We start from the raw sequence: 23,653 nt of genomic DNA on the forward strand, positions 1-23,653 counted from the left end.
CCCCCGAGGTATTTGGAAAACCAAAGAAGACATGAGCCGGATCGACGACCTTCCCCCCTTGCGCGAGGTGATCGCGCAGCACCAGCTTTCGGCGCGCAAGTCGCTGGGGCAGAACTTTCTGCTGGACCTGAACCTGACGGCGCGGATCGCCCGGGTGGCGGGCGACCTGAGCGAAACCGACGTGCTGGAGGTTGGCCCCGGTCCCGGCGGGTTGACCCGTGGCCTGCTGGCCGAGGGCGCCCGCAAGGTGCTGGCGGTGGAAAAGGATGCACGCTGCCTGCCCGCGCTGGGGGAGATCGCGGCCGCCTATCCCGGGCGCCTGGAGGTGATCGAGGGCGACGCGCTGGAGATCGACCCCTCGGCGCATCTGGTCGCGCCCTATGCGATCTGCGCCAACCTGCCCTACAACGTCGGCACGGAACTGCTGGTGCGCTGGCTGACGCCGCGCGATTGGCCACCGGCCTGGAAATCGCTCACGCTGATGTTCCAGAAGGAAGTCGCCGAACGCATCGTGGCAGAGCCGGGCTCAAAGGCCTATGGCCGCCTTGCCCTGTTGGCGCAATGGCGCTGCGACGCGCGCATCGCCCTGACTCTTCCGCCGGGGGCCTTTACCCCGCCGCCCAAGGTCAGCTCTGCCGTGGTGCATCTGACCGCCCTGCCCGCGCCGCGGTTCGAGGCAGATGCGAAGGTGCTGGAACGGGTGGTCGCGGCGGCCTTCAACCAGCGGCGCAAGATGCTGCGCGCGGCCCTGAAAGGCCTGTCGCCGCAGATCGAGGATCACCTGGCCGCAGCCGGGATCGCGCCGACGGAACGCGCCGAGCGCGTTCCGCTGGAAGCCTTCTGCGCACTGGCCCGCAGTCTCGCCGCGGGCTGAGCGCCCCGGCGCCGGTCTTACTCGGCGGCGTCCGGGGTCGAGCTGTCGCCCTCGGCCGGGGCGCTTGCGGCGGGGGCCTCATCGGCCTCCGCGGCTTTGGGCTCGGGTTTTTTGCGGGGTTTGCGCGGAGCGCGCGGCTTCTTGGGCTTTTCCTCGGCCTTGGCGGGCGCCTCCTCGGCGGGGGCGGCCTCTTCCGGTGACTTGACAGGTTCGGCTGCGTTCTCGGGGTCGGGCGCCTTGGCGGGTTCCCTGGCCGGGGTCTTTACCTCGGGCTGTGCCTCGGCACGCGACTCGGGTGTATCGACCAGGCCGGGCCCGTCGTCCTCGGCACCGAAATCGACCACGTCGGAGTCCATAGAGGCGGTTTCAGGCTGTTGCTGGGGCGCGCGTTCCTTGCGGGCGGGCTTGTCGACCTTTTCAGGCTTGTCCGTACGCTCGGGCCTGTCGGATTTCTCGGGGCGGTCGCTCTTGTCGGCCTCGCCCCCGTCGCGCTGCTGGCGGTCGCGGTCGCGCTGTGCCTGGCGGTCGCGGTTTTCCCGTTCCTGCTGTTCGCGGCGCTGTTCCTGTTCGCGCTGCGCCTCTCCCAACATCCGGAGATAGTGTTCTGCGTGCTGCTGAAAGTTTTCGGTTGCCACGCGGTCATTGCCAAGTGCGGAGTCGCGGGCCAATTGATTGTATTTGTCTATGATCTGCTGCGGCGTACCGCGCACCTTGCCCTCGGGGCCGTTGCTGTCGAACACACGGTTGACGACGTTGCCCAGCGAGTTGCGGTTGCGGTTGTTCTTGTTCCGCGAGCGGGATTTGGAAGAACGCATGTTGTCTGGTTTCCAGCCTTATTTCGACGGCTTGGTGACAGGTTACGGCGCATCCTGCGCCAATCCGGTAGGGTCACCTTCATGTTGGCTTGTCGTTGATCGGGATTGGCCGAAGGCCATTCGACTGATCAACTGTCCATGAATATGCATATGGCCCGCGCGGAGACAAGTCAAAATGCCGAAAAACCGTCATATTCGGCAGGAAAATGTCGTTATCCGGGGCTGCGTGTCCCCAACACCACCCTGTCGCGCCCCGCAAGGTCCGGGATCACCCGCACGCCGCGCAGACCGGCCTGCGTGAACAGTTTCGACACCGCCATGCCCTGGGCCGCGCCGATTTCCACGATCAGCCGCCCGCCGGGCGCCAGCACGCCGTTCAGTCCCGCCAGGATGGCCCGATAGGCGCTCAGCCCGTCGCCCTCGTCGGTGAGGGCCAGGCGCGGTTCGTGTTCGCGTACCTCGGGGGCGAGAAAGGGCATCTCGTTCACCGCGATATAGGGCGGGTTCGACACCACGAGGTCGAACTCGCCGTCCGCCGGTGTCAGCGCCTCGTACCAGCTGCCCTCGCGCAGGTCCGCCCGCGCCTCCAGCCCCAGCGCGTTGCGGTTCCAATAGGCCACGTTCAGCGCCGGCGGGCTGAGATCCGTGCCCAGGCCCACCGTGCCTTCGCGTTCCGCCAGCAACGTCAGCAGGATGCAGCCGGACCCGGTGCCAAGATCCAGCACCGTGGCAAAAGGTTCGGTCAGGGCCACCTCGATCAGGGTTTCCGTCTCGGGGCGCGGGTCCAGCGCCTCGGGTGTGACCAGGAAATCGCGCCCGTAGAAGGCCCGGCGCCCGACCAGGTGGCTGACCGGCACGCGGTCGGCGCGGCGTTCGACCAGGGTCAGGAAGACCACCTCCAGCTCGGGGTCGACGGGCTCCGGCAGGAACAGCGTCAACCGCCCGGGCGGCACCTTGAGCACATGTGCCATCAGCCGCCGGGCGTCGCGCCCCGGGTCGGGCACCTCGGCCGCGACCAGCCGAGCCCTGGCACGTGCCAGCAGATCGGATCCGCGTGCCAAGGCCTCAGCCCTCCATCTCGGCCAGTTGCGCGGCCTGGGCATGGGCGGTCAAGGCATCGACGATCTCGTCGAGGTCGCCGGCCATGACCTGCTCCAGCCGGTACAGCGTCAGCCCGATACGGTGATCGGTCAGCCGGCCCTGCGGGAAGTTGTAGGTTCGGATGCGTTCGGACCGGTCGCCAGAGCCCACCTGCGCCTTGCGGTCGGCAGAGCGTTCCGCGTCGGCCTGCTGGCGCTGCTGGTCGAACAGCCGCGCGCGCAGCACCTGCATGGCGATCTCGCGGTTGCGGTGCTGGCTTTTCTCCGAGCTCGTGACCACGATGCCGGTGGGGATATGGGTGATGCGCACCGCCGAATCCGTAGTGTTGACGTGCTGGCCGCCCGCCCCGGACGAGCGCATCGTGTCGATGCGCAGGTCATTTGGGTCGATGCGGATATCCACCTCTTCGGCCTCGGGCAACACGGCGACGGTGGCGGCAGAAGTATGGATGCGCCCGCCCGATTCCGTCTCGGGCACGCGTTGCACCCGGTGCACGCCGCTTTCGTATTTCAGCCGGGCAAAGACGCCTTCGCCGGCGATCCGCACCACCAGTTCGCGCACGCCGCCCAGTTCCGAGAGCTGCTCCTCGACCACTTCCCAGCGCCAGCCCTTGGCCTCGGCATAGCGCTGGTACATGCGCGCCAGGTCACCCGCGAACAGCGCCGCCTCGTCACCGCCGGTGCCGGGGCGGATCTCCAGCATGGCAGGCCGCGCATCGGCCGCATCGCGCGGCAAGAGCGCCAGCTGGACCGCGTGCTCGGCCTCGGGGAGGCGCGCGCGCAGGTCCGGCAATTCTTCCTCGGCCAGGGCCTTCATCTCGGGATCGGCCAGCAGCGCCTCCGCCTCGGCGATCTCGGCCACCAGCCGCTCCCATTCGGCGATCTGGCTGACCACGGGGCGCAGTTCGGCATATTCACGGCCCAGCGCGGCAATATCGCCCTCTCCCGCGGACATGCGGGCCTCGACGTATTCCAGCCGTTCCTTGATCTGTTGGAGTCGCTCTGTCGGGATCATCCGGGATGCATTGCCCATCCCGCGCGGGCCGTCAAGCCGCCGCGCACAGGCGCCGGGCCTGTTCACCGGCGACACCGCAAGCGAATGCCACACGGCACCCGCCGTCGACGGGACGGCGGGCGGGGCGTGGTCCCGGCGCCGCCGGGACAAGCGCCGTCAGACCTGCGCCGAAAACCGTGCAGACTCGGGCCTACAACCGGCCCAGCCAGTCATCCACCCGCGCCCGGTTCACGCCCAGGTCCGACTGCCCGAACCGCGCCCGCGCCCAAAGCTCGAGCACCTCGCCGTTCTGGCGCACGGTGGTGTAATCCGGGAACCCCATCCACAAGGAGCGCGTGATGTAGGTGACCTGCCCCTCCGCGACACTGCCCGCCAGGACCTCTGTCCGGGGGGTTTCAAGGATGATCGCGTGCAGACGGGCAAAGCCGTCGTCGCCCGCAGCGATGCGCCGGCGCACCCCGGCGGCCAGGTCCTGGTCGGCCGTCACCTTGGGATCGACGTGCCAGACCGCCGGGTCCGAAGGTGCCAGGCGGATCCAGGCCAGCCCGCCCAGAATCACAAGCAAAAGAATGAGGAATACCAAGCGCACCTGCTGTCTCTATCTCCGGATTACCCCCTGGCAGGGGGCATGCCACGCCCCCACCCGATTCTGAAAGCCAAGGTTTCGCAACACCCCGTCACGTCACCGTGCCCGCCGCGTCCAACCCCAGAGACACAGCAGTTCCATGCCGACATGCGCCGCCGCCACCGCCGTTGCCCCGGTGGTATCGAAGGGCGGAGAGACCTCGACCACGTCGCCGCCTTTTATGTCGATGCCCGCCAGGTGGCGCAGGATCACCGCGGCCTGGTGGCTGCTGAGCCCACCCCAAACCGGCGTGCCGGTGCCCGGTGCAAAGGCCGGGTCCAGGGCGTCGATGTCGAAGGTGATGTAACAGGGCTGGGCGCCCACGATCTCGTGTACCCGCTCGGCGATCCGCTCGGGCCCGTCCCGGTGCACCTGCCGCGCGTCCAGGATGTTGAAGCCCAGGGTATCCGGATTGTCCGTCCGAATGCCGATCTGGACCGAGCGTTCCGGCACCACGATCCCCTCTTTCGCGGCCTTGTACATGAAGGTCCCGTGATCGACCCGCGTGGCATCGTCGTCGGCCCAGGTGTCCGTATGGGCATCGAACTGGATCACGCTCAGCGGCCCGTGTTTCTCGGCATGGGCGCGCAGGCAGCCATGCGTGACCGAGTGATCGCCGCCCAGCACGACACAGGCCGCCCCCGCGTCCAGGATGCCGCCCACATGTTGCGCGATCTTCGCCGGCACCTCCGAGGGCATGGCATAGTCGAAGGCCATATCCCCGTAATCCGCGATGGCGAACTCTGACAACACGTCATAGCCCCAGCCGTAGGGCGCATCGCAGGGCTGCAGCAGCGAGGCTTCGCGGATCGCGCGCGGCCCCAGCCGCGTACCGGGCCGGTTGGTCACCGCCTGGTCGAAGGGCAGGCCCGTCACGGCGATGTCCACACCCGCCAGGTCCTTGGTGTACTTGCGTCGCAGGAAAGAGGGCGCACCGGCAAAGACGTTCTCGAAGGACGGTCCCTTGAGGTCCTCGCGGGTAAAGGCGTGGTCGATCTGGCGCTTGGCGTCTTCAAGGCTCATACGATTGATCCTGTTGATGGCGGGGAAAGGGGACGCAGCCCCCTCTGTGCGCCAGGCGCGCACTCACCCCGGAGGTATTTTGCGCCCAAGGAAACACGCAGGGTCAGCCCAGCGGCAAGGCCTTTTCCACGAGGCGGGCGAAAAAGCTGGCCCCCACCGGCGCTATCTGGTCGTTGAAATCGTACTGCGGGTGGTGGCAGACCGGCGTGTCGCCCTGGCCCAGGAAGAGATAGGCCCCGGGCCGGGCCTCCAGCATGTAGGAGAAATCCTCGCCCGGCATGATCGGCGGCGCGTCCAGGTCGACGGCCTCGGCGCCGACGACCTCGCGCGCGACCCCGGCCGCGAATTCCGCCTGCTCCGGGTGGTTGATCGTCGGCGGATAGCCTTCGACGTAGTCCAGTTCGGCGCTCATGCCGAAGCTCCTGGCCTGGAACTCGGCGATCTCACCCATGCGGGTCTTGACCACCGCCTGCACATCCTTGTCGAAATAGCGGACGGTACCGTTCAGCAGGGCGGTTTCCGGCACGATGTTCATGGCGCTGCCGGTGTGGATCTGGGTGACGCTGACCACCAGCCGGTCCAGCGCGTCGACGTTCCGGCTGACGATGGTCTGCAACGCCTGAACCATCGAGGCGGCACAGACCACGGGGTCGCGGGTCTGGAAGGGCATGGCACCATGCCCGCCCTGCCCGGTGATCTTGATCGTGAACTCGTCCACCCCCGCCAGCAGCGCGCCGCGGTTGGTGTGCATATGCCCCACCGCTCCTCCGGGCATGTTGTGGATGCCATAGACCTCGTCGATGCCGAACCGGTCCATCATGCCCTCTTCGACCATGATGCGCCCGCCGCCCTCGTTTTCCTCGGCGGGCTGGAAGATCAGCGCCACCTTGCCCGAGAAATTGCGCGTCTCGGCCAGGTATTTCGCCGCGCCCAGCAACATGGTCGTATGCCCGTCATGGCCACAGGTATGGGCCATGCCCGGCACCGTCGAGGCATGGTCCGTCCCCGAGAGATCCTCCATCGGCAGGGCATCCATGTCGGCGCGCAGCCCGATCGTGCGCCCCGGCCCCTGCCCTTCGATGATGGCGACAACGCCGGTGCGCGCGATACCGGTATGGATCTCGGTGATGCCGAAGCCCTTGAGCTTGTCCACCACGAATTCCGCGGTCTTGTAACAGTCCAGTCCCAGTTCCGGGTGCTGATGCAGGTGACGCCGCCAGGCGGTCATCTCGGGTTCGAGCGCGGCGATGGAATTGACGATGGGCATGGGCGGGTCTCCTTTGGGCATCAGACTGCCTGCTTGGCGCTGTATTGAAAAGGGGCCGAAGGGAAACGCGCCTTGCCGAGGTTGCCTCGGGGTATTTCGACCAAGAAGAAACCATTGGCGCGCGCGCCCCTTCTTCTTGGTCAAAATACCCAAATGGCGGGCCGCTTACCCGAGGGCGTGACGTTTCTCGATCAACCGGGCAAAGAAACTGGCGCCGATGGGGGCCACCGCATCGTTGAAGTCGAAGGCCGGATGATGCGCAGACGGGCCGATCCCCTGTCCGAGGAAGAGAAAGGCGCCCGGCCGCGCCTCGAGCATGTAGGAGAAATCCTCTGCCCCCATTTCCGGCGGCAGGTCGTCGACGACGCGCGAAGAGACCTCGCGCGCGATATCCACAGCAAAGCGCGTCTGGTCATCGTGGTTGATGGTCGGTGGGTAGCTGCGCCGGTAGTCCAGCAGCGCCTCGACATCGTAGCCCTCGGCGACGCGGATCGCGATCCGGCGAATGCGGTCTTCGGCCATGTCACGCACCTGCGGGGTGAGGCTTCGGACGGTGCCGCCCAGCGTGACCTCCTCGGGGATGATGTTGGTGGCGGTACCGCCGTGGAACATGGTGAGCGAGACCACCAACGACCCCAGCGGATCGGTGTTGCGCGAGACCACCGTCTGCAGCGCCTGGCCGATGGCAAGTGCGGCGGGCATCGGGTCACGGCAGGTCTGGGGATAGGCCGCGTGACCGCCCTGCCCGCGAATGCGCAGGGTGAAATCATCCACCGATCCCATGATCGGCCCGGGACAGGTCCGGAATTCTCCCAGCTCACCAAAGGGGTCGGTGTGCAGGGCGTAGACCTCCTCGACGCCGAACCGGTCCATGATCCCTTCCTCGACCATGATCCGCCCGCCGCCAACGCTTTCCTCGGCCGGTTGAAAGATCAGCACGACGCGGCCAGTGAACCGGCGCGTTTCAGACAGGTATTTCGCGGCGCCCAGCAACATGGCCGTATGACCGTCATGGCCGCAGGCATGCATCCGGCCCGGCACGGTGCTGGCCCATTGGGCGCCGGTCTCTTCCTGCATGGGCAGGGCGTCCATGTCGGCGCGCAGGCCGGTCACGGGTCCCGGTCCCTGCCCTTCGATCACCGCCACCACGCCGCTTGTCGCAATGCCCTCGTGGATCTCGGTGATGCCCATTTCGCGCAGTCGGGCGACGACAAAGCGCGCCGTCTCGTGGCATTGCAGGCACAGCTCGGGGTGCATGTGCAGATGGCGGCGCCACCCGGTCATTTCCTCGGCAAAGCCTGCGATCCTGTTTACCACCGCCATGACTGGACTCCCCTGTCGTGTTCCCGCATGTCGGGGACATAGAGGCCAAAGCCGGAGCGGATGCAATGAGCGACGACCTGATCCATGACCCGAAGGGCGGGATGCCCCGCCTGCTGGAAATCATGCGGCGGCTGCGCGATCCCGAAACGGGCTGTCCCTGGGACCTGGAGCAGACCTTCGCCACAATCGCGCCCTACACGATCGAAGAGGCCTACGAGGTTTCGGACGCGATCGAGCGCGAATCCTGGGAGGAGCTGAAGGGAGAGCTGGGAGACCTGCTGTTCCAGTCGGTCTTTCATGCGCAGATGGCCGATGAGGCCGGGCTCTTCACCTTCGACGAGGTGGCCGACGGCATGTCGGACAAGATGGTGGCGCGGCATCCGCATGTCTTTGGTGACGAGAGCCGGGACAAGAGCGCCGACCAGCAGACCCGCGACTGGGAGACGATCAAGGCCGCCGAGCGCGCCGCCAAGGCCGAAAGCGGCGTTCTGGACGGTGTGGCGCTGGGTCTGCCGGCGCTGTTGCGCGCGGTCAAACTGCAGAAACGGGCGGCGCGCGTGGGGTTCGACTGGCCCACCACGGACGAGGTCATGGACAAGGTCGCCGAAGAGATGGACGAGCTGCGGCAGGCCGAGGACGCGGCGCATCGCTTCGAGGAATTCGGCGATCTGCTGTTCGTCATGACCAACCTCGGGCGGCACATGGGGATCGACCCCGAGGCGGCCTTGCGGGCCGCGAATGCCAAGTTCACCCGCCGGTTCGGCGCCATCGAGGCCGCTCTGGCAGAACAGGGGCGCCGGCCCGAGGACAGCGACCTGCAAGAAATGGATGCGCTCTGGGACGCGGCAAAGGCGGTGGAAAAGGCGCAGAAGGGCTGAGCGCTCAGCCGTAGCCCAGCACCAGCAGGACCAGCGGAATCGTGACGATGGCGGCCAGCGTCTGCGCCGTGACCAGACCCGCCATCAGCGTTCCGTCCCCGCCCAATTGCCGCGTCAGCACATAGGCCGTGGGCGCCGTGGGGATGGCGGAAAAGACCACCAGGACCAGCGCCTCGACGCCGTCCAGGCCAAAGACCAGCGCCACGCCAGCCGCCAGCATCGGCATCCCAAGAAGGCGCAGCGCGGCGTTTCCGCCCACCACCAGCCCGTCCCGCCCCAGGGCACGGGGCTGCAGCGCGGCGCCGACGCAGAGCAGGCCCAGCGGCAGGCTGCCCCGCGCCAGCAGCTCCAGGAACGTGCCGAGACCATAGGGAAGACCCAGGCCCAGCAGCGCCAGCGTGATCCCGGCAAGACAGGCCAGAATCAACGGGTTCTTCAGCATCGTCCGGACCAGGGCGCCGGGACGGCTCAGCACCTCGCGTTCGCTCAGCGCCATGATCGAAAGCACGTTGACCACGGGCACGCAGATCGCCAGGTAGACCGCCGCCCTCTCGATACCGACGTCACCGGCAAGGCTCGCCGTGACGGCCAGCCCGAGATAGGTATTGAACCGGACCGTCCCCTGCAACGCGGGACCGAACCGGGCCGCCGGCGCCGGAAAGAGCCGCCGGGCCAGCGCAAGCCCAACCGCTGCCAGCAGGATCACCACCAGCGCCGCCGCTCCCAGCCGCAGGATCTGCGGATCGCCCAGCGGCGCATCGACAAGGCTGGAGACCAGCAGCGCCGGGAACAGCAGGAAATAGTTGATCCGTTCCGCCGCGGGCCAGAAACCCACGTCCGGGAACCCCTTGCGGGCCAGGACATAGCCCAGGCAGATCAGGGCAAAGAGCGGCCAGATCGTGATGAAGAGCACGGGGCGGCCCCTGTCGTGACGGGAACGGAAACCGGGAACAGAAAAAACGGCGCGCCCCGAAGGCACGCCGTTCCATCCTCACCCGAACAGGTGAAAAGAGCGGCTTACTGCGCGTCCGAGATGAACTTGACCGCGTCGCCGAAGGTCTGGATGGTTTCGGCCGCGTCGTCGGGGATCTCGATGCCGAACTCTTCTTCGAAGGCCATCACCAGTTCCACGGTGTCCAGGCTGTCGGCGCCCAGATCGTCGATGAAGGAAGCCGATTCCGTCACTTTCTCTTCTTCGACGCTCAGGTGCTCGACCACAATCTTCTTCACGCGATCTGCGATGTCGCTCATGTCTCTTCCTCACAAGTCTGTCGGGCATGTTGCCCATTCTGCCCTGCCCGTGGCGTGGCGTCTTTTTGCCCTGACGGGCGGCTCGATCCCCCGGCACCCCGGGTGGGCCGGCTGCGTACGATGGCACGCAACCGTCCGGAAATCTGCGCGGCCTATAGCACAGGCGACGGGGATGGCAAACGCTTTCCCACGCCGCAGTGCAACAGGCTCTGGCGCCTACAACATGGCCATGCCGCCGTTGACGTGCAACGTGGTTCCCGTGACGTAAGCCGCCTCGGGGCTGGCCAGGTAGAGCACGCCGGCGGCGATCTCTTCGGGCGTGCCCATGCGGCCGGTGGGAATCTGGGTCAGGATGGCGCTTTTCTGGTCATCGGTCAGCTTGTCGGTCATCGCGGTCTCGATGAAACCGGGGGCGACGGCGTTCACGGTGATGCCGCGGCTGGCGACCTCGTAGGCCAGCGACTTGGACATGCCCACCATGCCCGCCTTGGCGGCGGCATAGTTGCCCTGCCCGGGGTTGCCGGTGGCCCCCACGACGGAGGAAATGTTCACGATCCGGCCCCAGCGCGACTTCATCATGCCGCGCAGCACACCTTTGCAGAGCTTGAAGGTCGCCGTCAGGTTCACGTCCAGCACGCTTTGCCATTCGTCATCCGACATGCGCATGAACAGGTTGTCACGGGTGATCCCGGCGTTGTTCACCAGGATGTCGACGCTGCCCATCGCCTCGGCGGCCTGTTTCGGCAGCGCGGCGACGGCCTCGGCATCGTCCAGCTTGCAGGGCAGCACGAAGGCGCGCTCACCCAGTTCGGCGGCCAGCGCCTCCAGCGGCTCTACACGGGTGCCAGACAGGCCCACGTTGGCGCCAGCGCCGTGCAGCGCCTTGGCAATGGCCCCGCCGATGCCGCCTGAGGCCCCGGTGATCAGCGCGGATTTTCCCGTCAGATCGAACATGCTTGCTTCCTCTCTGTCATTCCTTTGTCAGGGCCTCAGCCCTGCGCGGCCTCGACGGCGGCGGTCACATCCGCCGGCGTGCCGATGTTGCGCACCGTCGCGGGGCGGTGGATGCGGCGCACCATGCCTGACAAGGCCTTGCCCGCGCCGATTTCCCAGAACTCCTCGACCCCGTCCTCGACCATGCGGGCGACGGATTCGCGCCAGCGGACCGCGCCACAGATCTGCGCCTCCAGCAGCGCACGGATGCGGTCGGGATCGTTCACCGGCGCCGCCTCGACGTTCGAAACCACCGGAACGGCGGGCGCCTGGATCGTGACCTCGGCCAGTGCCGCTGCCATCTCCTCGGCGGCGGGTTGCATCAGCGCGCAGTGGAACGGGGCGGAGACGGGCAGCATGACGGCGCGCTTGGCGCCCGCCGCCTTGGCGATCTCGACGGCGCGTTCGACGGCGGCCTTCTGGCCGGAAATCACCACCTGCCCGGGATCGTTGTCATTGGCGGCGGCGACGACATCTCCCTGCGCGGCCTCTTCGGCCACCTTGCGCACGGCATCCAGGTCCAGCCCCAGCAAAGCCGCCATCGCGCCCTCGCCCACCGGAACGGCGGCCTGCATGGCCTGCCCGCGCTTGCGTAGCAGGCGGGCCGCATCGGCGACGGTCAGCGCACCGGCGGCGGTCAGCGCGGAATACTCCCCCAGCGAGTGACCGGCGACAAAGGCCGCCTTGTCGATGCCCACGCCCTCGGCCTCGAGCGCGCGCATGGCCGCCATCGAGGTGGCCATCAGCGCCGGCTGGGCGTTCTGGGTGAGGGTCAGGGTCTCGATCTCGCCGTCCCAGATCAGCGCCGAGAGCTTTTCCCCCAGCGCCTCGTCGACCTCGTCAAAGACGGCACGGGCCGCCGGATAGGCCTCGGCCAGGTCGCGGCCCATGCCGATGGTCTGTGCCCCCTGCCCGGGAAAGATGAATGCGCGGCTCATGCCCCTCTCCTCACCGTGAAATTGCGTCCGCCTGCCTTACTAGCCCGCGGAGGGTTGCGCAATCACCTGAGGGGGCGGGACTGAGCCGCGGGGATCAGCCGTCCTCGCCGCGCAGGCGCAGCGACATGCCAAGGGCCGCGCTCAACATGAGGCAGGACAGGCCCAGCTTGAACGGCACCAGGATCGGCGCACCCAGACCCATCGGCGCGATCCACATCAGGTAGGCCATCAGCGCCAGTACGCAGCCCCCTATCCGGCGCAGCAGGCCCTCGGGCAGGCGTGGCAGGGAAAAGGTGGACCCAAGCGCATGGGAGGCGTTGAAGTCTGTCAGGGCCATGAATATCGCTCCGGTTGTTGGTTAATGGCAGGTTAACCGTGAGATTGTGCCCGGAATGCGGCACCGAGGGGGAATTCCGGGGACCGCGCGCCCTCTTGCGCCACGCGCCGATCCGTGTATACGGAGCGCTCTCTTCGCAACGACGTTTACCCGCGCAGCCTCTCGTGGGCAGGGCGCGAAGGGACCAGGCCCCTGCCCTATGAAATGCGCCATGATAGAAATGGAGTGCACATGCCGCTTTACGAGCATGTATTCATCTCGCGTCAGGATCTGTCCAACGCGCAGGCCGAAGGCCTTGTCGAACATTTCAGCACCGTCCTCGCGGACAACGGCGGCAAGGTCGTCGAAAGCGAGTACTGGGGCGTCAAGACGATGGCCTACAAGATCAACAAGAACCGCAAGGGCCACTACGCCTTCCTCAAGACCGACGCACCCGCGACGGCCGTTCAGGAAATGGAACGCCTGATGCGCCTGCACGACGACGTCATGCGCGTTCTCACCATCAAGGTCGACGGCCACGACGAAGGCCCCTCGATCCAGATGCAGAAACGTGACGAGCGCGACGGCCGCCGTGAGCGCCGGAACCGCGACTGAACCTGAAGAAGAGGAGATAACTCATGGCTGCAAAACCGTTTTTCCGCCGCCGCAAGGTCTGCCCCTTCTCGGGCGACAACGCACCCAAGATCGACTACAAAGACACCCGTCTGCTGCAGCGCTACATCAGCGAACGCGGCAAGATCGTGCCCTCGCGCATCACCGCCGTCTCGGCCAAGAAGCAGCGTGAACTGGCCCGCGCCATCAAGCGCGCCCGCTTCCTCGCCCTGCTGCCCTACGCCGTGAAGTAAGGAGTCCGCATCATGCAAGTCATCCTTCTCGAACGTGTGGCCAAGCTGGGCCAGATGGGCGACGTCGTCGACGTCAAGCCCGGTTTCGCACGCAACTACCTGCTGCTTCAGGGCAAGGCGCTGACCGCCTCGAAAGAGAACATCGCCCAGTTCGAAGAGCAGAAAGCCCAACTCGAGGCACGCAACCTCGAGACCCGCAAAGAGGCCGAAGCCCTGGGCGAGCGTCTGGACGGACAGAAGTTCGTCGTGATTCGCTCGGCATCGGACGGCGGCAACCTCTACGGCTCGGTCACCACCCGTGACGCGTCGAACGTGGCCACCGAAAACGGCTTCTCGATCGACCGCAAGCAGGTGATCATCCGCCAGCCGATCAAGGAACTGGGCCTGCACGAAGTCGAGGTGCACCTGCACCCCGAAGTCATGGTCGTCATCACCCTGAACGTCGCACGTTCGCCCGAAGAGGCCGAACTGCAGGAATCGGGCAAGTCGATCCAGGACCTGGCCGCCGAGGAAGAGGCACAGGCCGAATTCGAGGTCAGCCAGCTGTTCGACGACATCGGCAGCGCCGCATCCGACGACGACGAGGGCGATGCAGCCCCCGCCCGTTCGGACGAGGCCGCCGAAGGCGACGACGACTGATCCAGCGACCTTTCGCAGGACGAAAATTCAACCGCGCCGGATCTATCCGGCGCGGTTTTTTCATTTTTATCAGCGCCTTGTCGCACCGATACATATAATCTTCATAAAACCGTAACGCCCATTTCACGTTGCCGGATCACATCTGCGCCTGTTGGAAGCCGCCGCAACACGCGGGCGGCTTTGCCAAGTATGCAAGCTGATATGAGGCCAGCCATGAAGAAATCTGACATTGTCGATCTGTCCTGGGACGATTTCGACGAGATGCGCGACCCGCGCCCTGCCCAGACCGATTTTGATGCCGTTGTCGAGCGCGCCATCTCGCGCCGCGGTTTCCTGGGCGGTGCGCTGGCCTTCGGTTCGGGCGCTGCCGTCTTCGGCGCCGGGGTCCTGAGCTCGGCCACCTCGGCCCGCGCACAGGCCGCCGCCTTCGATTTCGAGCCGATCGACATCGCCACCGATTTCGACATCCACGTGCCCGCCGGCTACCAGTGGAAGCCGCTGGTGCGCTGGGGCGATGCCCTGTGGTCCGAGGCCGATGGCGCCTATTCGCCGGAAACCGGCGTGCCCGCCGACATGGCCGACAAGGTCTTTGGCGAGAACACCGACGGGATGGAGCTTTTCTCCATCGACGGCAAGCAGGTCATCGCGGTGAACTCGGAATACGTGAACCCCAAGATCAACCTGCCCGCCGCCAGCGAAGGCATGCCGAAAAGCGCCGAGGAAGTGCAGCTTCTCAAGCACATGCAGGGTGTGACCGTGATGGAAGTGGCCGACAGCGGCGACGGTTTTGCCGTGGTCAAGGACAGCCCCTTCAACCGCCGCATTCACCATGACACCCAGATGGTCATGGATGGTCCCGCCGCCGGATCCGACCTGGTCAAGACCAACGCCGACCCCGAGGGCATGACTCCGCTCGGCACGATGAACAACTGTGGTTCGGGCCGCACGCTGTGGAACACCTACCTGACCTGCGAAGAAAACTTCAACGGCTACTTCGGTGCGACCGGCGAATACGACGCGACCGAGGGTTTCAAGCGCTACGGCATCGGTGGCGAAGGCCGCTATGCCTACGAAAAGTTCGACCCGCGTTACGACCTGTCGAAAGAGCCGAACGAACCCCACCGCCACGGCTGGGTGACGGAAATCGACCCCGCCGACCCGACCAGCGCGCCGGTCAAGCACACCGCCCTGGGCCGGTTCAAGCACGAGAACGCCGCGATGGTGCAGGCCGCCGACGGCCGGATCGTCGTCTACATGGGCGACGACGAGCGCGGCGAGTTCATGTACAAATACGTCTCGAACGGCACCTGGGCCGAGGGTGAGCCCACCGATGGCCTGCTGTCGGACGGCACGCTGTACGTCGCCAAGTTCAACGACGACCAGACCGGCGAATGGCTGGCCCTGACCCCGGAAACCACCGGCATGCCGATCGAGGAAATCCTTGTCCACGCGCGCATCGCCGGCTCCAAGGTCGGCGCCACCACGATGGACCGCCCGGAATGGATCGCCGCCCACCCGCTGAAGGCCGAGGCCTATTGCGCCCTGACCAACAACAAGAACCGCGGCATCAAGCCGAACGCCGGTGGCGACGAAACCCCGGTCGGCGGCCCGAACCCGCGTGAGACCAACAACTACGGTCAGATCGTGCGCTGGACGCCTGAAGGCGACGACCACGGCGCAGAGGCCTTTGCCTGGGATCTCTATGTCATGGCGGGCAACCCCGAGGTCTATGACAACGCCTACGGCGGCTCCGCCAATGTCACCCCGGGCAACATGTTCAACTCGCCCGACGGCATGGCCTTTGACACCAAGGGCCTGCTCTGGATCCAGACCGACGGCGACTACAGCAACGAGGGCGACTTTGCCGGCATGGGCAACAACCAGATGCTGGTCGGCAACACGGACACGGGTGTAATCGCCCGCTTCCTGACCGCCCCCTACGGCGCCGAAGTGACCGGCCTGTGCTGGTCCGAGGACCGCAAGGTCGCCTTTGTCGGCATCCAGCACCCGGGCGGGTCCTGGCCCGACGGCGCCGGCAAGCCGCGCTCTTCGGTCATCGCCGTCTGGCGCGAAGACGGCGCGACCATCGGCTGAACGCCCTCCCCTGAGTGACAGGAAACCGCGCGGGCCAGGCCCGCGCGGTTTTTCGTTTCCGAAACATGCGAAAAGGCATGATCTCCATGCCGTTCCCGGCAATATTCCGGCGATCACTCTACGGCTATCTCCTCGGAGCCGCGCGCGCCATGTCGCGCCCACACGAGGACATTGAAGATGAAAATTGATCGCACCCTGCTCATTCTGCCGCTGATGGCCCTGGCCGCCTGCACTGCCCCGATGGACCGCGCCTACACGCTGGACGGGCCGCGCAACACCATGTTCGACACCGACCTGGCGCAGTGCAAGGATGCCGCCCATGCCTACCGCAACGGCGCACACAAGGACGGCGCCCTGACAGGTGCCGCGGCTGGCGCCCTCATCGGGGCGCTGGACGAAGAGGACGACCGCCTGGGCGGCGCGGTCGGGGGTGCCGCCTTTGGCGCGCTGGCCGGGGTCGCGGCCGCCGAAGAGGAGTTGAGCGCAGAGCGGCGCAATGTCGTGATCCGCTGCCTGCAGGGCCGGGGCCATCGGGTCATCGGCTGAGGCCACCGCGGCTGGCGCGGTAAGTTGCCCCCGGGCCGGGGAGACTTTCGTGCCAAGCCTCCCCGCCGGGTTTGCCTTGGGACCGGGGGGCGCCTAAACATGGGGCAACGACCAAGGAGATCCCCGTGACCCAGGAACACCCCGTCTACGGCCGCATCGACGGCCCCATCGTCATCATCGGCTTCGGCTCGATCGGCAAGGGCGTCTGGCCCCTGATCGAACGCCATTTCGACTATGACGCCGACAAGCTGACCGTGATCGAACCGGATGCCGGCCAGGCCAATTTCCTGCGCCAGCACAAGCTGAACCACCTTCAGGTGGCGCTGACACCCGACAACTACCGCGAGGTGCTGGGCGGGCTGTTCCCGGACGGCAAGGGCTTTTGCGTCAACCTCTCGGTCGACACATCTTCGCTGGACCTGATGAAATTCTGCCGCGAGATCGGGGTGCCCTACATCGACACCGTGGTCGAACCTTGGGCGGGCTACTATTTTGGCACTACGGACAATGCCGCGCGCACCAACTATGCCCTGCGCCAGGCCGTGCGGGACGAAAAGGCCCGCAACCCCGGCGGCACCACGGCGGTCAGCTGCTGTGGCGCCAACCCCGGCATGGTCAGCTGGTTCGTCAAGGAGGCGCTTTTGACGCTGGCCAGGGACACGGGCCGCGACGCGACCCCGCCGACGGACCGTGAAGGATGGGCAAGGCTGATGATGTCTCTGGGCGTCAAGGGCGTCCACATCGCCGAGCGCGACACCCAGGCCCGCCGCCTGCCCCGCCCGCGCAATGTCTTCGTCAACACCTGGTCGGTCGAGGGCTTCATCGCAGAGGGGTTCCAGCCCGCGGAACTGGGCTGGGGCACGCATGAGACCTGGTTCCCGGAAAACGGCCACCGCCAGGACAGCGGCTGCCAGGCCGGGATCTGGCTGGAACGGCCCGGCGCCATCACCCGCGTCCACACCTGGTGCCCCACGCCGGGGCCGCAGTTCGGGTTCCTGGTGACCCATAACGAGGCGATCTCGATCTCGGACTACTACACCGTGGGCGAAGGCGCCCACCCGGAGTTCCGTCCGACCTGCCACTATGCGTATCACCCCTGCGACGACGCGGTGCTGTCGCTGCACGAGATGTTCGGATCCGGTCAGCAGCAGGTAAAACACCACATCCTGACCGAGGACGAGATCGTCGAGGGCATCGACGAGTTGGGCGTGCTGCTCTTCGGGCACGAGAAGAACGCGCTCTGGTTCGGCTCGCGCCTCTCCAACGACGAGGCACGCGACCTTGCCCCCTACCAGAACGCCACCGGCCTGCAGGTGACTTCTGCCGTGCTGGCGGGCATGGTCTGGGCGCTGGAGAACCCGAACGCGGGCATCGTCGAAACCGACGAGATCGACCACGCGCGGTGCCTGGAGGTCCAACGCCCCTACCTCGGCCCGGTCGAGGCGCATTACACAGACTGGACCCCGCTGCAGGACCGCTGGGAGCATTTCCCCGAGGACATCGACGAAAGCGATCCCTGGCTGTTCCGGAACGTCCTCGCCAGTTGATCCGACCCCGGCAGCCCTGCTGCCGGGCGACGCCACACACATCTTGTGGGCTTGCCGCAGGGCAGGACTCGGGGGGGGTTCGGAGGCATCCAGCGCCTCCGGGCCCCCTTTTCCCGTGGTTCAGCGGGGTTGACCTAGGTCAATCAGGATCTTGGACCGTTCCGGCTATGATCGGGATCGTGAGGACCAGTTGGAGGGTCAACGAGGGAGAGTCCTCACCTAGGGAGAGGAGTTCCAAAATGAAGGTTCTTTACGCGACTGTTTGTGCTTTTCTCGTCGCCGCCCCCGTGCATGCGCAGGATCCTGATATCGCAGCCGGAGAGCGGGAGTACATGGTGGCTTGTGCAGGCTGCCACGGGGAGTCAGGCAAGGGCGACGGCCCCCTTGCCGGCATTCTCGAAATCCATACGCCCAGCCTGACCACGATCACCGAGCGAACGGGCGGCGGGGATTTTCCGTTCTACAACACGCTGAGGCTGATCGATGGCCGCGACGTCCGGGCGCATGGCGGCGCAATGCCCATCTGGGGGGAACGTTTCCGGGCCTCTGCAACCAGCCAGCGCGGAGAGACCGAGGAAATGGTCGCGCGCGGTCGCATCCTTTCGCTCGTCTACTACCTCCAGTCGATCCAGGAGCAGCAGTAGTCTCCGAAGGTAGAGATCGCCTACGGACCTCCCCTGACCGCGCTTCAACACGCGGTCAGGGAAACGGTGGTCTGCGCTCACCGCCGCGCCAAATTTGGCCCGACCAAGAAAAAAGCCGCCCCGAGAGGCGGCTTTTCCATATTTCACATAGGCCTGACGATCACTCGTCGTCCAGCGCCTCGACGGCTTTCTGCAGCTCGTCCTTGGTGATTTCCTTCTCGGACACCTGGGCCTGTTCGACGATGTGGTCGACAACCTTGTCCTCGAAGATCGGCGCGCGCAGCTGCTGTTGCATCTGCGGGTTCTGGCGGACGTATTCGAAGAACTCACGCTCCTGGCCCGGGTACTGGCGGGCCTGGTTCATGATCGCCTGGGTCATCTCGGCTTCGGAAACCTCGACCTCGGCTTTCTGGCCCAGCTCGGCCAGCAGCAGGCCAAGGCGCACGCGGCGCTCGGCCAGCTTGGTGTGCTCTTCGGTCGGCTCGATCTTGTCGTGGTTGTGGTCGTGGACGTCGGGGTTTTCCTCGTGCCACAGCTGGTGCGCGATCTGGCCGGCCTCGGCCTCGACCAGGGTCGGCGGCAGCTCGAAGGAGACCAGCTCGTCCAGCTTGTCCAGCAGGGCGCGCTTCATCACCTGGCGCGCGGCGCCGGCGTATTCGGCCTCGAGCCGCTCACGGATCTGGTTCTTCAGGCTGTCGAGATCCTCGGCACCGAACTTCTGGGCCATCTCGTCGTTGATCTCGGCGGCCTTGGGCGCCTTGACGGCCTTGACGGTCACGTCAAAGACCGCGTCCTTGCCGGCCAGGTGTTCTGCGCCGTATTCCTCGGGGAATTTCACCTCGACGGCCTTCTCGTCACCGGCGGAGACACCGACCAGCTGCTCTTCGAAGCCGGGAATGAACGAGCCGGAGCCCAGCGCCAGCGGGTAGTCCTCGGCGGCGCCGCCTTCGAAGGCCTCGCCGTCGACCTTGCCGACGAAATCGATGACCACCTGGTCGCCGTCCTCGGCCGCGCCGTCCTTGTCCTCGAAGTCCTGAGCCGAGGAGGCCAGCGATTCCAGCGCCTCGTCAACGGCGGCGTCGTCGGCCTTGACCACCAGCCGCTCCAGCACGATGCCGGAGGCGTCGAACTCGGGGACCTCGGGCAGGGCTTCGTAGGTCATCTCGACGTGGATGTCGTCGCCTTCTTTCCAGTCCTCGTTGGTCATCTTGACCTCGGGCTGCAGCGCCGGGCGATCGCCCGAGTCCTCGAAGTGCTGGTTCATCGCACCGTCGATGACTTCCTGCATGGTCTCGCCCAGCACGCGCTGGCCGAACTGCTTTTTCAGCAGCGGCATGGGGACCTTGCCCTTGCGGAAACCCTTCATCTCGATGTCGGGCTGCGCTTCTTTCAGCTTTTCGGTGACTTTCTCGTCCAGCTCGGACGCCGTCACGGTGATGGCGTAGCCGCGCTTGAGGCCTTCGTTCAGCGTCTCGGTGACCTGCATGTCTCTTCCCTCGGAATTCAAGCGCCCCGGAAACCGGGGCGCGTCTGGTCGGCGAATTTGGCACCTTCTATTGCCCGCGGCGCCCGCGCGCAAGCCGCTTTCAGGCGCTTGTGCGCAGGGTTTCGGCCTGCATTCGCTGATAATGCGGCAGGGCGGCGTCATGCACGGCCGCCAGCTCCGGGGCCACGGCGGGCAGCGGCCCTTCGGCCCCGGCAAAGCCGGTGGACCGGTGCACCGCGTCGTACCAATGGCTTGCCCAGACGCCGTCATCGGCGTGGCCGCCCGCGGGCCAGGCCAGCATCGCCGGATCGAAGTCCAGCCCGATGGCCGCGCAGAGCGTGCCAAGGGCCGCCTCCGGCGCGCGCCGAATGTCGTGGCTGTCGATCACCGCATAGCGCCAGCCGCGTGCGCGGACCGCGTCGAAGATCGCGCATTGCTGGGCAAAGCCGATGTCCGCAAGGGTCGGATTCTCGCGCTTGGCGGCATAGCTGGCCAACACGCGGGCCGGGTGACGGATCAGGAAGACATGCGCCGCCTCGCTGGCCCAGTCGAGGCTGTCGCCCTGCAGGTGGTGATGGGTCATCAGCTTGAGATAGAAATGCGCCTGCCCGCCCGGCGCGGGGGCGGCACACCGCCGGGCGACCTCTGCCGGGTCGGGGATGCCGGCGGCGATGATCTCTGCCCCCATTGGATGCGCGATCCCGGTACGGGACAGATAAGCCGCGTAAAAGGGTTCATCCCAGACGCCACAGTCGTCCCGGGCCCCAAAGGCATACATCATCGCGGTCGACAGGTTGCGCGGTCCGGACCAGCAGGCGATGTTCATGGGCTTTTGTCCCCGTCTTGGCTGTTTCTCGTCGCGCCTTTCTGCGCCGAAACGGCGCCCGCGTCGAGCGTTGCGGATCAGGCGACGCAGGGGGCCGGCGCGGCCTCCCAGGCTTGGCGGGCCTCATCCACCGCCAGCGCAAGGGCTTGGGCATCCTCGGCCTCTGCCGCGGCTTCGACCGACAGCAGCGCCATGCGCAGGTCGGGATGCCCGAAGGCCGCCGCGCTGCCCGCGATGCGGTGTGCGCGATCCGCGATCTCGGTCCAGGCCTCGGGCTTCGTGGCAAGCCAGTCAAAGAGCGCGTGGGTTTCCTCGAGGTAGCGCGCCTTGAGGGCCGCCAGCGGGTCGTCCAGCGTCAGGGCGGGCGGTGGAACCTCTTCCCGCGCCGCGTCGGAACAGAAGCGCGCAATGACCTGCGACAGTTCCTCTTTCATCAGCGGCTTGCCCAGGAAATCCGACATGCCGCCCGCGATGAAACGGTCCTTGGCCTCGGGCAGGACATTGGCAGACAGCGCCACGATGGGTGCGTCACGGTTTGGGCCCTGCCCTTCACGGATCGCCCGGGTCGCGGCCAGCCCGTCCATCACCGGCATCCGGATGTCCATCAGGATCAGGTCAAAGCGGTGAACCTCGGCGGCGGCGACCCCCTCCTGGCCGTTTCGGGCAACGCTGACCCCGTGGCCCATCAGGTGCAGCATGTCGCGCGCCAGTTGCAGGTTGATCTCGTTGTCCTCGACCAGAAGGATGCTGCGTGGTCCCGCGGGGCTGGCCCCCGTTCCGACCCGACCCTTGCTGCGCGGCGGTTGCGCGGCCCGTACAGGCAGGCGCAGCCAGAAGACACTGCCCTCGCCCGGGGTGCTTTCGGCCCCGATTTCACCCCCCATCGCCTGAACGAAGCGCCGCGCGATCCCCAGCCCCAGACCGGTGCCCGGCAGGCCCTGGTCCTGCGTGCAGCCGCTGGTCTGGAAGTCCTCGAAGACCCTGTCGAGATCCGCCTCGGCAATGCCGACCCCGGTGTCGATGATGCGGATGTCCAGCCAGAACCCCGGCTCGCCCCCGGCCGGATCGACAGGCTCACCCTGTTCGAGCTCGACCTGGACATCCCCGTTTCGGGTGAACTTGATCGCATTGCCGACCAGGTTCACCAGCACCTGCTGCAGGCGTGAGGCATCGACGCGGATCCAGTCCGCGACCGGCCCCGTCCAGGCCCAGTGCAGGCGGTTGCCATTGGCCTCGGCCGCGCTGGTCTGGCTGTCGAGGATGTCCTGGACCAGGCGGCCGGGATCGACGACCTCGGCCCGCAGGCCGGTGGCGCCGGATTCGAACCGCGCGATGTCCAGGACCGCATCCACATGCGACATCAACAACTTGCCCGAAACGGCCATGTTGTGGACATAGCGCGACTGGACCGGGGTCAGTGTGGTTTCCTCCAGCAGCGACAGGTTGCCCAGCACGCCGTTCAAAGGCGTGCGGATCTCATGCGTCATCATGGCCAGGAAATCCGCCTTGGCCTTTTCCCCGGCCAGCGCCTTGTCGCGGGCCTCGACCAGCTCGTTCTCGGACGTGACCCGGTGCGAGATGTCGCGCAGGAAACCGATGATGATCTCTTCGCTGCCGGTATGGGCGGTCTCCAGCGCCAGTTCCGCCGGGAACACCTCTCCGGTGCTGCGCATCGCGTCCAGCCGCACGCGACCCCGGCCGATCACCCGCCGCTCTCCTCCGGCACGCATCCGCGCCATGCCAGCCTCATGCGCGTCGCGCAGGTGGTCGGGCACGATCAGCCCACCGATGTTGCGCCCGATGACCTGCTGCGCGTCGTACTTGAAAATCCGCTCGGCTGCGGGGTTGAACTGCTGGATGTCGCCCCTCAGGTCGGCCACCAGCACCGCGTCCAGCGATGTGTCGAGAATGGTGTTCAGCCGGGTATAGGCGGCGGCCAGCTCATGCCCGCGCCGTTCGGTCTGGCGCGAGGCGTTCTGTGCGTGGCGCAGCAGAAAGACCAGCACCATGACCAAGACCGCCGTCAGCAGGCCCAGCCGCGACAACGTGACGGCGACCGAGATCCGCTGTGAATCGGACTGACGCGCGAAATGGTACAGGCCGGAGGTCGCGAGATCGCGCAGGTCGGCGCGGCTTTCGGCAAGGGCGGATTCGATGCGCGGCAGACCTGCGGCCAGGTCGGCCCGGGGTCCGTCGATCAGCGGCACCAGGTCGTCCAGTGTCTGCCGGATGCGCTGCATCGGCTCTGCGAATTCCGGAATATCCCGCAGCGATTCGTACAAGGCGCCGGAGTCCAGCGTCGAAATCCGGCTGTAGAAGATGTCGAATTCCTCGATCAGCCGGTCGAGGTCGGGCTCTGACTGGCGCCGGGCGGTGTCCAGCGCGTGGCGCATTTCCAGGAATTCGACCTCTGCCTGCGACAGGGTCCATTGCACGTTGTCGGAATTGGCGGAGTTCAGCAGCCGCAATTCGCGCACGATCTCGACCGCCAGAAAGCCGATGGCGACCATGCAGACCAGCGCGACCCCGAAAAAGATCGCGCGCCCGCCCTGCCGGAACCGGTTGCGCCTGCTCATGCCCTGTCCGA

At 66.5% G+C, this 23,653-nt stretch carries 24 protein-coding genes; 9 read left to right on the forward strand and 15 right to left on the reverse strand.

Going from position 1 to position 23,653, the window contains the following annotated elements; all coding sequences use genetic code 11:
• Nucleotides 1-31 precede the first annotated feature (31 nt).
• On the forward strand, nucleotides 32-874 hold the full coding sequence (rsmA, locus tag PVW46_RS26770; protein WP_069208831.1) for a 16S rRNA (adenine(1518)-N(6)/adenine(1519)-N(6))-dimethyltransferase RsmA: 843 nt from the start codon (nucleotides 32-34) through the stop codon (nucleotides 872-874).
• Nucleotides 875-891: 17 nt separating this feature from the next.
• Here the strand turns inward: rsmA and PVW46_RS26775 are convergent, their stop codons facing one another.
• From PVW46_RS26775 to PVW46_RS26805, 7 genes are all read right to left on the reverse strand, one after another.
• The gene (locus PVW46_RS26775) at nucleotides 892-1,689 is read right to left on the reverse strand and encodes a DUF4167 domain-containing protein (RefSeq protein ID WP_069208830.1); all 798 of its coding nucleotides are present in this window, start codon (nucleotides 1,687-1,689) and stop codon (nucleotides 892-894) included.
• A gap of 212 nt (nucleotides 1,690-1,901) precedes the next feature.
• The gene (gene prmC / locus PVW46_RS26780; RefSeq protein ID WP_274578252.1) at nucleotides 1,902-2,750 is read right to left on the reverse strand and encodes a peptide chain release factor N(5)-glutamine methyltransferase; all 849 of its coding nucleotides are present in this window, start codon (nucleotides 2,748-2,750) and stop codon (nucleotides 1,902-1,904) included.
• Between the two features lie 4 nt (nucleotides 2,751-2,754).
• Complete coding sequence (gene prfA / locus PVW46_RS26785; RefSeq protein ID WP_069208855.1) at nucleotides 2,755-3,804, reverse strand: peptide chain release factor 1; 1,050 nt, start codon at nucleotides 3,802-3,804, stop codon at nucleotides 2,755-2,757.
• Between the two features lie 190 nt (nucleotides 3,805-3,994).
• Nucleotides 3,995-4,393 (reverse strand): DUF1499 domain-containing protein, encoded by a 399-nt coding sequence (locus PVW46_RS26790; RefSeq protein WP_069208828.1) that lies wholly within the window; start codon nucleotides 4,391-4,393, stop codon nucleotides 3,995-3,997.
• A gap of 93 nt (nucleotides 4,394-4,486) precedes the next feature.
• Nucleotides 4,487-5,452, reverse strand: a complete 966-nt coding sequence (gene speB / locus PVW46_RS26795) for an agmatinase (RefSeq protein WP_069208827.1) — start codon at nucleotides 5,450-5,452, stop codon at nucleotides 4,487-4,489.
• Between the two features lie 103 nt (nucleotides 5,453-5,555).
• The gene (locus tag PVW46_RS26800) at nucleotides 5,556-6,719 is read right to left on the reverse strand and encodes a M20 aminoacylase family protein (RefSeq protein ID WP_069208826.1); all 1,164 of its coding nucleotides are present in this window, start codon (nucleotides 6,717-6,719) and stop codon (nucleotides 5,556-5,558) included.
• A 165-nt stretch (nucleotides 6,720-6,884) separates the two neighbouring features.
• Entirely contained in the window at nucleotides 6,885-8,042 is a 1,158-nt protein-coding gene (locus PVW46_RS26805; RefSeq protein ID WP_069208825.1) for a M20 aminoacylase family protein, read from the reverse strand.
• 65 nt (nucleotides 8,043-8,107) lie between these two features.
• Here PVW46_RS26805 and mazG point away from each other — a divergent pair, with 65 nt between their 5' ends.
• A complete protein-coding gene (gene mazG / locus PVW46_RS26810; protein ID WP_069208824.1) occupies nucleotides 8,108-8,920 on the forward strand; it encodes a nucleoside triphosphate pyrophosphohydrolase in 813 nt (270 codons plus the stop codon).
• A 4-nt stretch (nucleotides 8,921-8,924) separates the two neighbouring features.
• Here the strand turns inward: mazG and PVW46_RS26815 are convergent, their stop codons facing one another.
• The 5 genes from PVW46_RS26815 to PVW46_RS26835 all read right to left on the reverse strand — a co-directional run bounded on the left by PVW46_RS26815 (nucleotide 8,925) and on the right by PVW46_RS26835 (nucleotide 12,439).
• A complete protein-coding gene (locus PVW46_RS26815; protein ID WP_069208823.1) occupies nucleotides 8,925-9,833 on the reverse strand; it encodes an AEC family transporter in 909 nt (302 codons plus the stop codon).
• 104 nt (nucleotides 9,834-9,937) lie between these two features.
• Nucleotides 9,938-10,171 carry an acyl carrier protein gene (locus PVW46_RS26820; protein ID WP_043143437.1) on the reverse strand — a complete coding sequence of 78 codons (234 nt, stop codon included), beginning with the start codon at nucleotides 10,169-10,171 and terminating at the stop codon, nucleotides 9,938-9,940.
• Nucleotides 10,172-10,387: 216 nt separating this feature from the next.
• Nucleotides 10,388-11,125 (reverse strand): 3-oxoacyl-[acyl-carrier-protein] reductase, encoded by a 738-nt coding sequence (fabG, locus tag PVW46_RS26825; protein ID WP_043143436.1) that lies wholly within the window; start codon nucleotides 11,123-11,125, stop codon nucleotides 10,388-10,390.
• A gap of 35 nt (nucleotides 11,126-11,160) precedes the next feature.
• On the reverse strand, nucleotides 11,161-12,102 hold the full coding sequence (gene fabD / locus PVW46_RS26830) for an ACP S-malonyltransferase (protein ID WP_069208822.1): 942 nt from the start codon (nucleotides 12,100-12,102) through the stop codon (nucleotides 11,161-11,163).
• A gap of 94 nt (nucleotides 12,103-12,196) precedes the next feature.
• Entirely contained in the window at nucleotides 12,197-12,439 is a 243-nt protein-coding gene (locus PVW46_RS26835; protein WP_069208821.1) for a hypothetical protein, read from the reverse strand.
• Nucleotides 12,440-12,670: 231 nt separating this feature from the next.
• On the opposite strand from PVW46_RS26835, the gene rpsF reads away from it, so the two are divergent.
• The 7 genes from rpsF to PVW46_RS26870 all read left to right on the forward strand — a co-directional run bounded on the left by rpsF (nucleotide 12,671) and on the right by PVW46_RS26870 (nucleotide 18,754).
• The gene (gene rpsF, locus PVW46_RS26840; protein ID WP_043143433.1) at nucleotides 12,671-13,033 is read left to right on the forward strand and encodes a 30S ribosomal protein S6; all 363 of its coding nucleotides are present in this window, start codon (nucleotides 12,671-12,673) and stop codon (nucleotides 13,031-13,033) included.
• Nucleotides 13,034-13,056: 23 nt separating this feature from the next.
• Nucleotides 13,057-13,284, forward strand: a complete 228-nt coding sequence (gene rpsR, locus PVW46_RS26845; protein ID WP_005982441.1) for a 30S ribosomal protein S18 — start codon at nucleotides 13,057-13,059, stop codon at nucleotides 13,282-13,284.
• A 12-nt stretch (nucleotides 13,285-13,296) separates the two neighbouring features.
• A complete protein-coding gene (gene rplI / locus PVW46_RS26850) occupies nucleotides 13,297-13,923 on the forward strand; it encodes a 50S ribosomal protein L9 (protein WP_043143426.1) in 627 nt (208 codons plus the stop codon).
• Nucleotides 13,924-14,136: 213 nt separating this feature from the next.
• Nucleotides 14,137-16,017 (forward strand): PhoX family protein, encoded by a 1,881-nt coding sequence (locus PVW46_RS26855; RefSeq protein WP_069208820.1) that lies wholly within the window; start codon nucleotides 14,137-14,139, stop codon nucleotides 16,015-16,017.
• 177 nt (nucleotides 16,018-16,194) lie between these two features.
• Entirely contained in the window at nucleotides 16,195-16,563 is a 369-nt protein-coding gene (locus PVW46_RS26860; protein WP_069208819.1) for a glycine zipper domain-containing protein, read from the forward strand.
• A 125-nt stretch (nucleotides 16,564-16,688) separates the two neighbouring features.
• Nucleotides 16,689-18,110 carry a homospermidine synthase gene (locus PVW46_RS26865; protein WP_069208818.1) on the forward strand — a complete coding sequence of 474 codons (1,422 nt, stop codon included), beginning with the start codon at nucleotides 16,689-16,691 and terminating at the stop codon, nucleotides 18,108-18,110.
• Between the two features lie 239 nt (nucleotides 18,111-18,349).
• Nucleotides 18,350-18,754, forward strand: a complete 405-nt coding sequence (locus tag PVW46_RS26870; RefSeq protein ID WP_069208817.1) for a c-type cytochrome — start codon at nucleotides 18,350-18,352, stop codon at nucleotides 18,752-18,754.
• A gap of 160 nt (nucleotides 18,755-18,914) precedes the next feature.
• Here the strand turns inward: PVW46_RS26870 and tig are convergent, their stop codons facing one another.
• From tig to PVW46_RS26885, 3 genes are all read right to left on the reverse strand, one after another.
• A complete protein-coding gene (gene tig, locus PVW46_RS26875; RefSeq protein ID WP_069208816.1) occupies nucleotides 18,915-20,240 on the reverse strand; it encodes a trigger factor in 1,326 nt (441 codons plus the stop codon).
• Nucleotides 20,241-20,340: 100 nt separating this feature from the next.
• Nucleotides 20,341-21,066, reverse strand: a complete 726-nt coding sequence (locus PVW46_RS26880; protein ID WP_069208815.1) for a sulfotransferase-like domain-containing protein — start codon at nucleotides 21,064-21,066, stop codon at nucleotides 20,341-20,343.
• 77 nt (nucleotides 21,067-21,143) lie between these two features.
• Nucleotides 21,144-23,642, reverse strand: a complete 2,499-nt coding sequence (locus PVW46_RS26885) for an ATP-binding protein (protein ID WP_274578253.1) — start codon at nucleotides 23,640-23,642, stop codon at nucleotides 21,144-21,146.
• Between the last annotated feature and the right edge of the window lie 11 nt (nucleotides 23,643-23,653).

The organism is Mameliella sp. AT18 (genome assembly GCF_028807275.1).
GTDB lineage: Bacteria > Pseudomonadota > Alphaproteobacteria > Rhodobacterales > Rhodobacteraceae > Antarctobacter > Antarctobacter albus.

What these genes read in the sequence shown, in the direction of transcription:
- rsmA (WP_069208831.1), top strand. Translation starts at nt 32, where the DNA reads ATGAGCCGGATCGACGACCTTCCCCCCTTGCGCGAGGTGATCGCGCAG.
- PVW46_RS26775 (WP_069208830.1), bottom strand. Translation starts at nt 1,689, where the DNA reads ATGCGTTCTTCCAAATCCCGCTCGCGGAACAAGAACAACCGCAACCGC.
- prfA (WP_069208855.1), bottom strand. Translation starts at nt 3,804, where the DNA reads ATGATCCCGACAGAGCGACTCCAACAGATCAAGGAACGGCTGGAATAC.
- speB (WP_069208827.1), bottom strand. Translation starts at nt 5,452, where the DNA reads ATGAGCCTTGAAGACGCCAAGCGCCAGATCGACCACGCCTTTACCCGC.
- PVW46_RS26800 (WP_069208826.1), bottom strand. Translation starts at nt 6,719, where the DNA reads ATGCCCATCGTCAATTCCATCGCCGCGCTCGAACCCGAGATGACCGCC.
- PVW46_RS26805 (WP_069208825.1), bottom strand. Translation starts at nt 8,042, where the DNA reads ATGGCGGTGGTAAACAGGATCGCAGGCTTTGCCGAGGAAATGACCGGG.
- mazG (WP_069208824.1), top strand. Translation starts at nt 8,108, where the DNA reads ATGAGCGACGACCTGATCCATGACCCGAAGGGCGGGATGCCCCGCCTG.
- PVW46_RS26820 (WP_043143437.1), bottom strand. Translation starts at nt 10,171, where the DNA reads ATGAGCGACATCGCAGATCGCGTGAAGAAGATTGTGGTCGAGCACCTG.
- fabG (WP_043143436.1), bottom strand. Translation starts at nt 11,125, where the DNA reads ATGTTCGATCTGACGGGAAAATCCGCGCTGATCACCGGGGCCTCAGGC.
- fabD (WP_069208822.1), bottom strand. Translation starts at nt 12,102, where the DNA reads ATGAGCCGCGCATTCATCTTTCCCGGGCAGGGGGCACAGACCATCGGC.
- PVW46_RS26835 (WP_069208821.1), bottom strand. Translation starts at nt 12,439, where the DNA reads ATGGCCCTGACAGACTTCAACGCCTCCCATGCGCTTGGGTCCACCTTT.
- rpsF (WP_043143433.1), top strand. Translation starts at nt 12,671, where the DNA reads ATGCCGCTTTACGAGCATGTATTCATCTCGCGTCAGGATCTGTCCAAC.
- rpsR (WP_005982441.1), top strand. Translation starts at nt 13,057, where the DNA reads ATGGCTGCAAAACCGTTTTTCCGCCGCCGCAAGGTCTGCCCCTTCTCG.
- rplI (WP_043143426.1), top strand. Translation starts at nt 13,297, where the DNA reads ATGCAAGTCATCCTTCTCGAACGTGTGGCCAAGCTGGGCCAGATGGGC.
- PVW46_RS26855 (WP_069208820.1), top strand. Translation starts at nt 14,137, where the DNA reads ATGAAGAAATCTGACATTGTCGATCTGTCCTGGGACGATTTCGACGAG.
- PVW46_RS26860 (WP_069208819.1), top strand. Translation starts at nt 16,195, where the DNA reads ATGAAAATTGATCGCACCCTGCTCATTCTGCCGCTGATGGCCCTGGCC.
- PVW46_RS26870 (WP_069208817.1), top strand. Translation starts at nt 18,350, where the DNA reads ATGAAGGTTCTTTACGCGACTGTTTGTGCTTTTCTCGTCGCCGCCCCC.
- tig (WP_069208816.1), bottom strand. Translation starts at nt 20,240, where the DNA reads ATGCAGGTCACCGAGACGCTGAACGAAGGCCTCAAGCGCGGCTACGCC.
- PVW46_RS26880 (WP_069208815.1), bottom strand. Translation starts at nt 21,066, where the DNA reads ATGAACATCGCCTGCTGGTCCGGACCGCGCAACCTGTCGACCGCGATG.
- PVW46_RS26885 (WP_274578253.1), bottom strand. Translation starts at nt 23,642, where the DNA reads ATGAGCAGGCGCAACCGGTTCCGGCAGGGCGGGCGCGCGATCTTTTTC.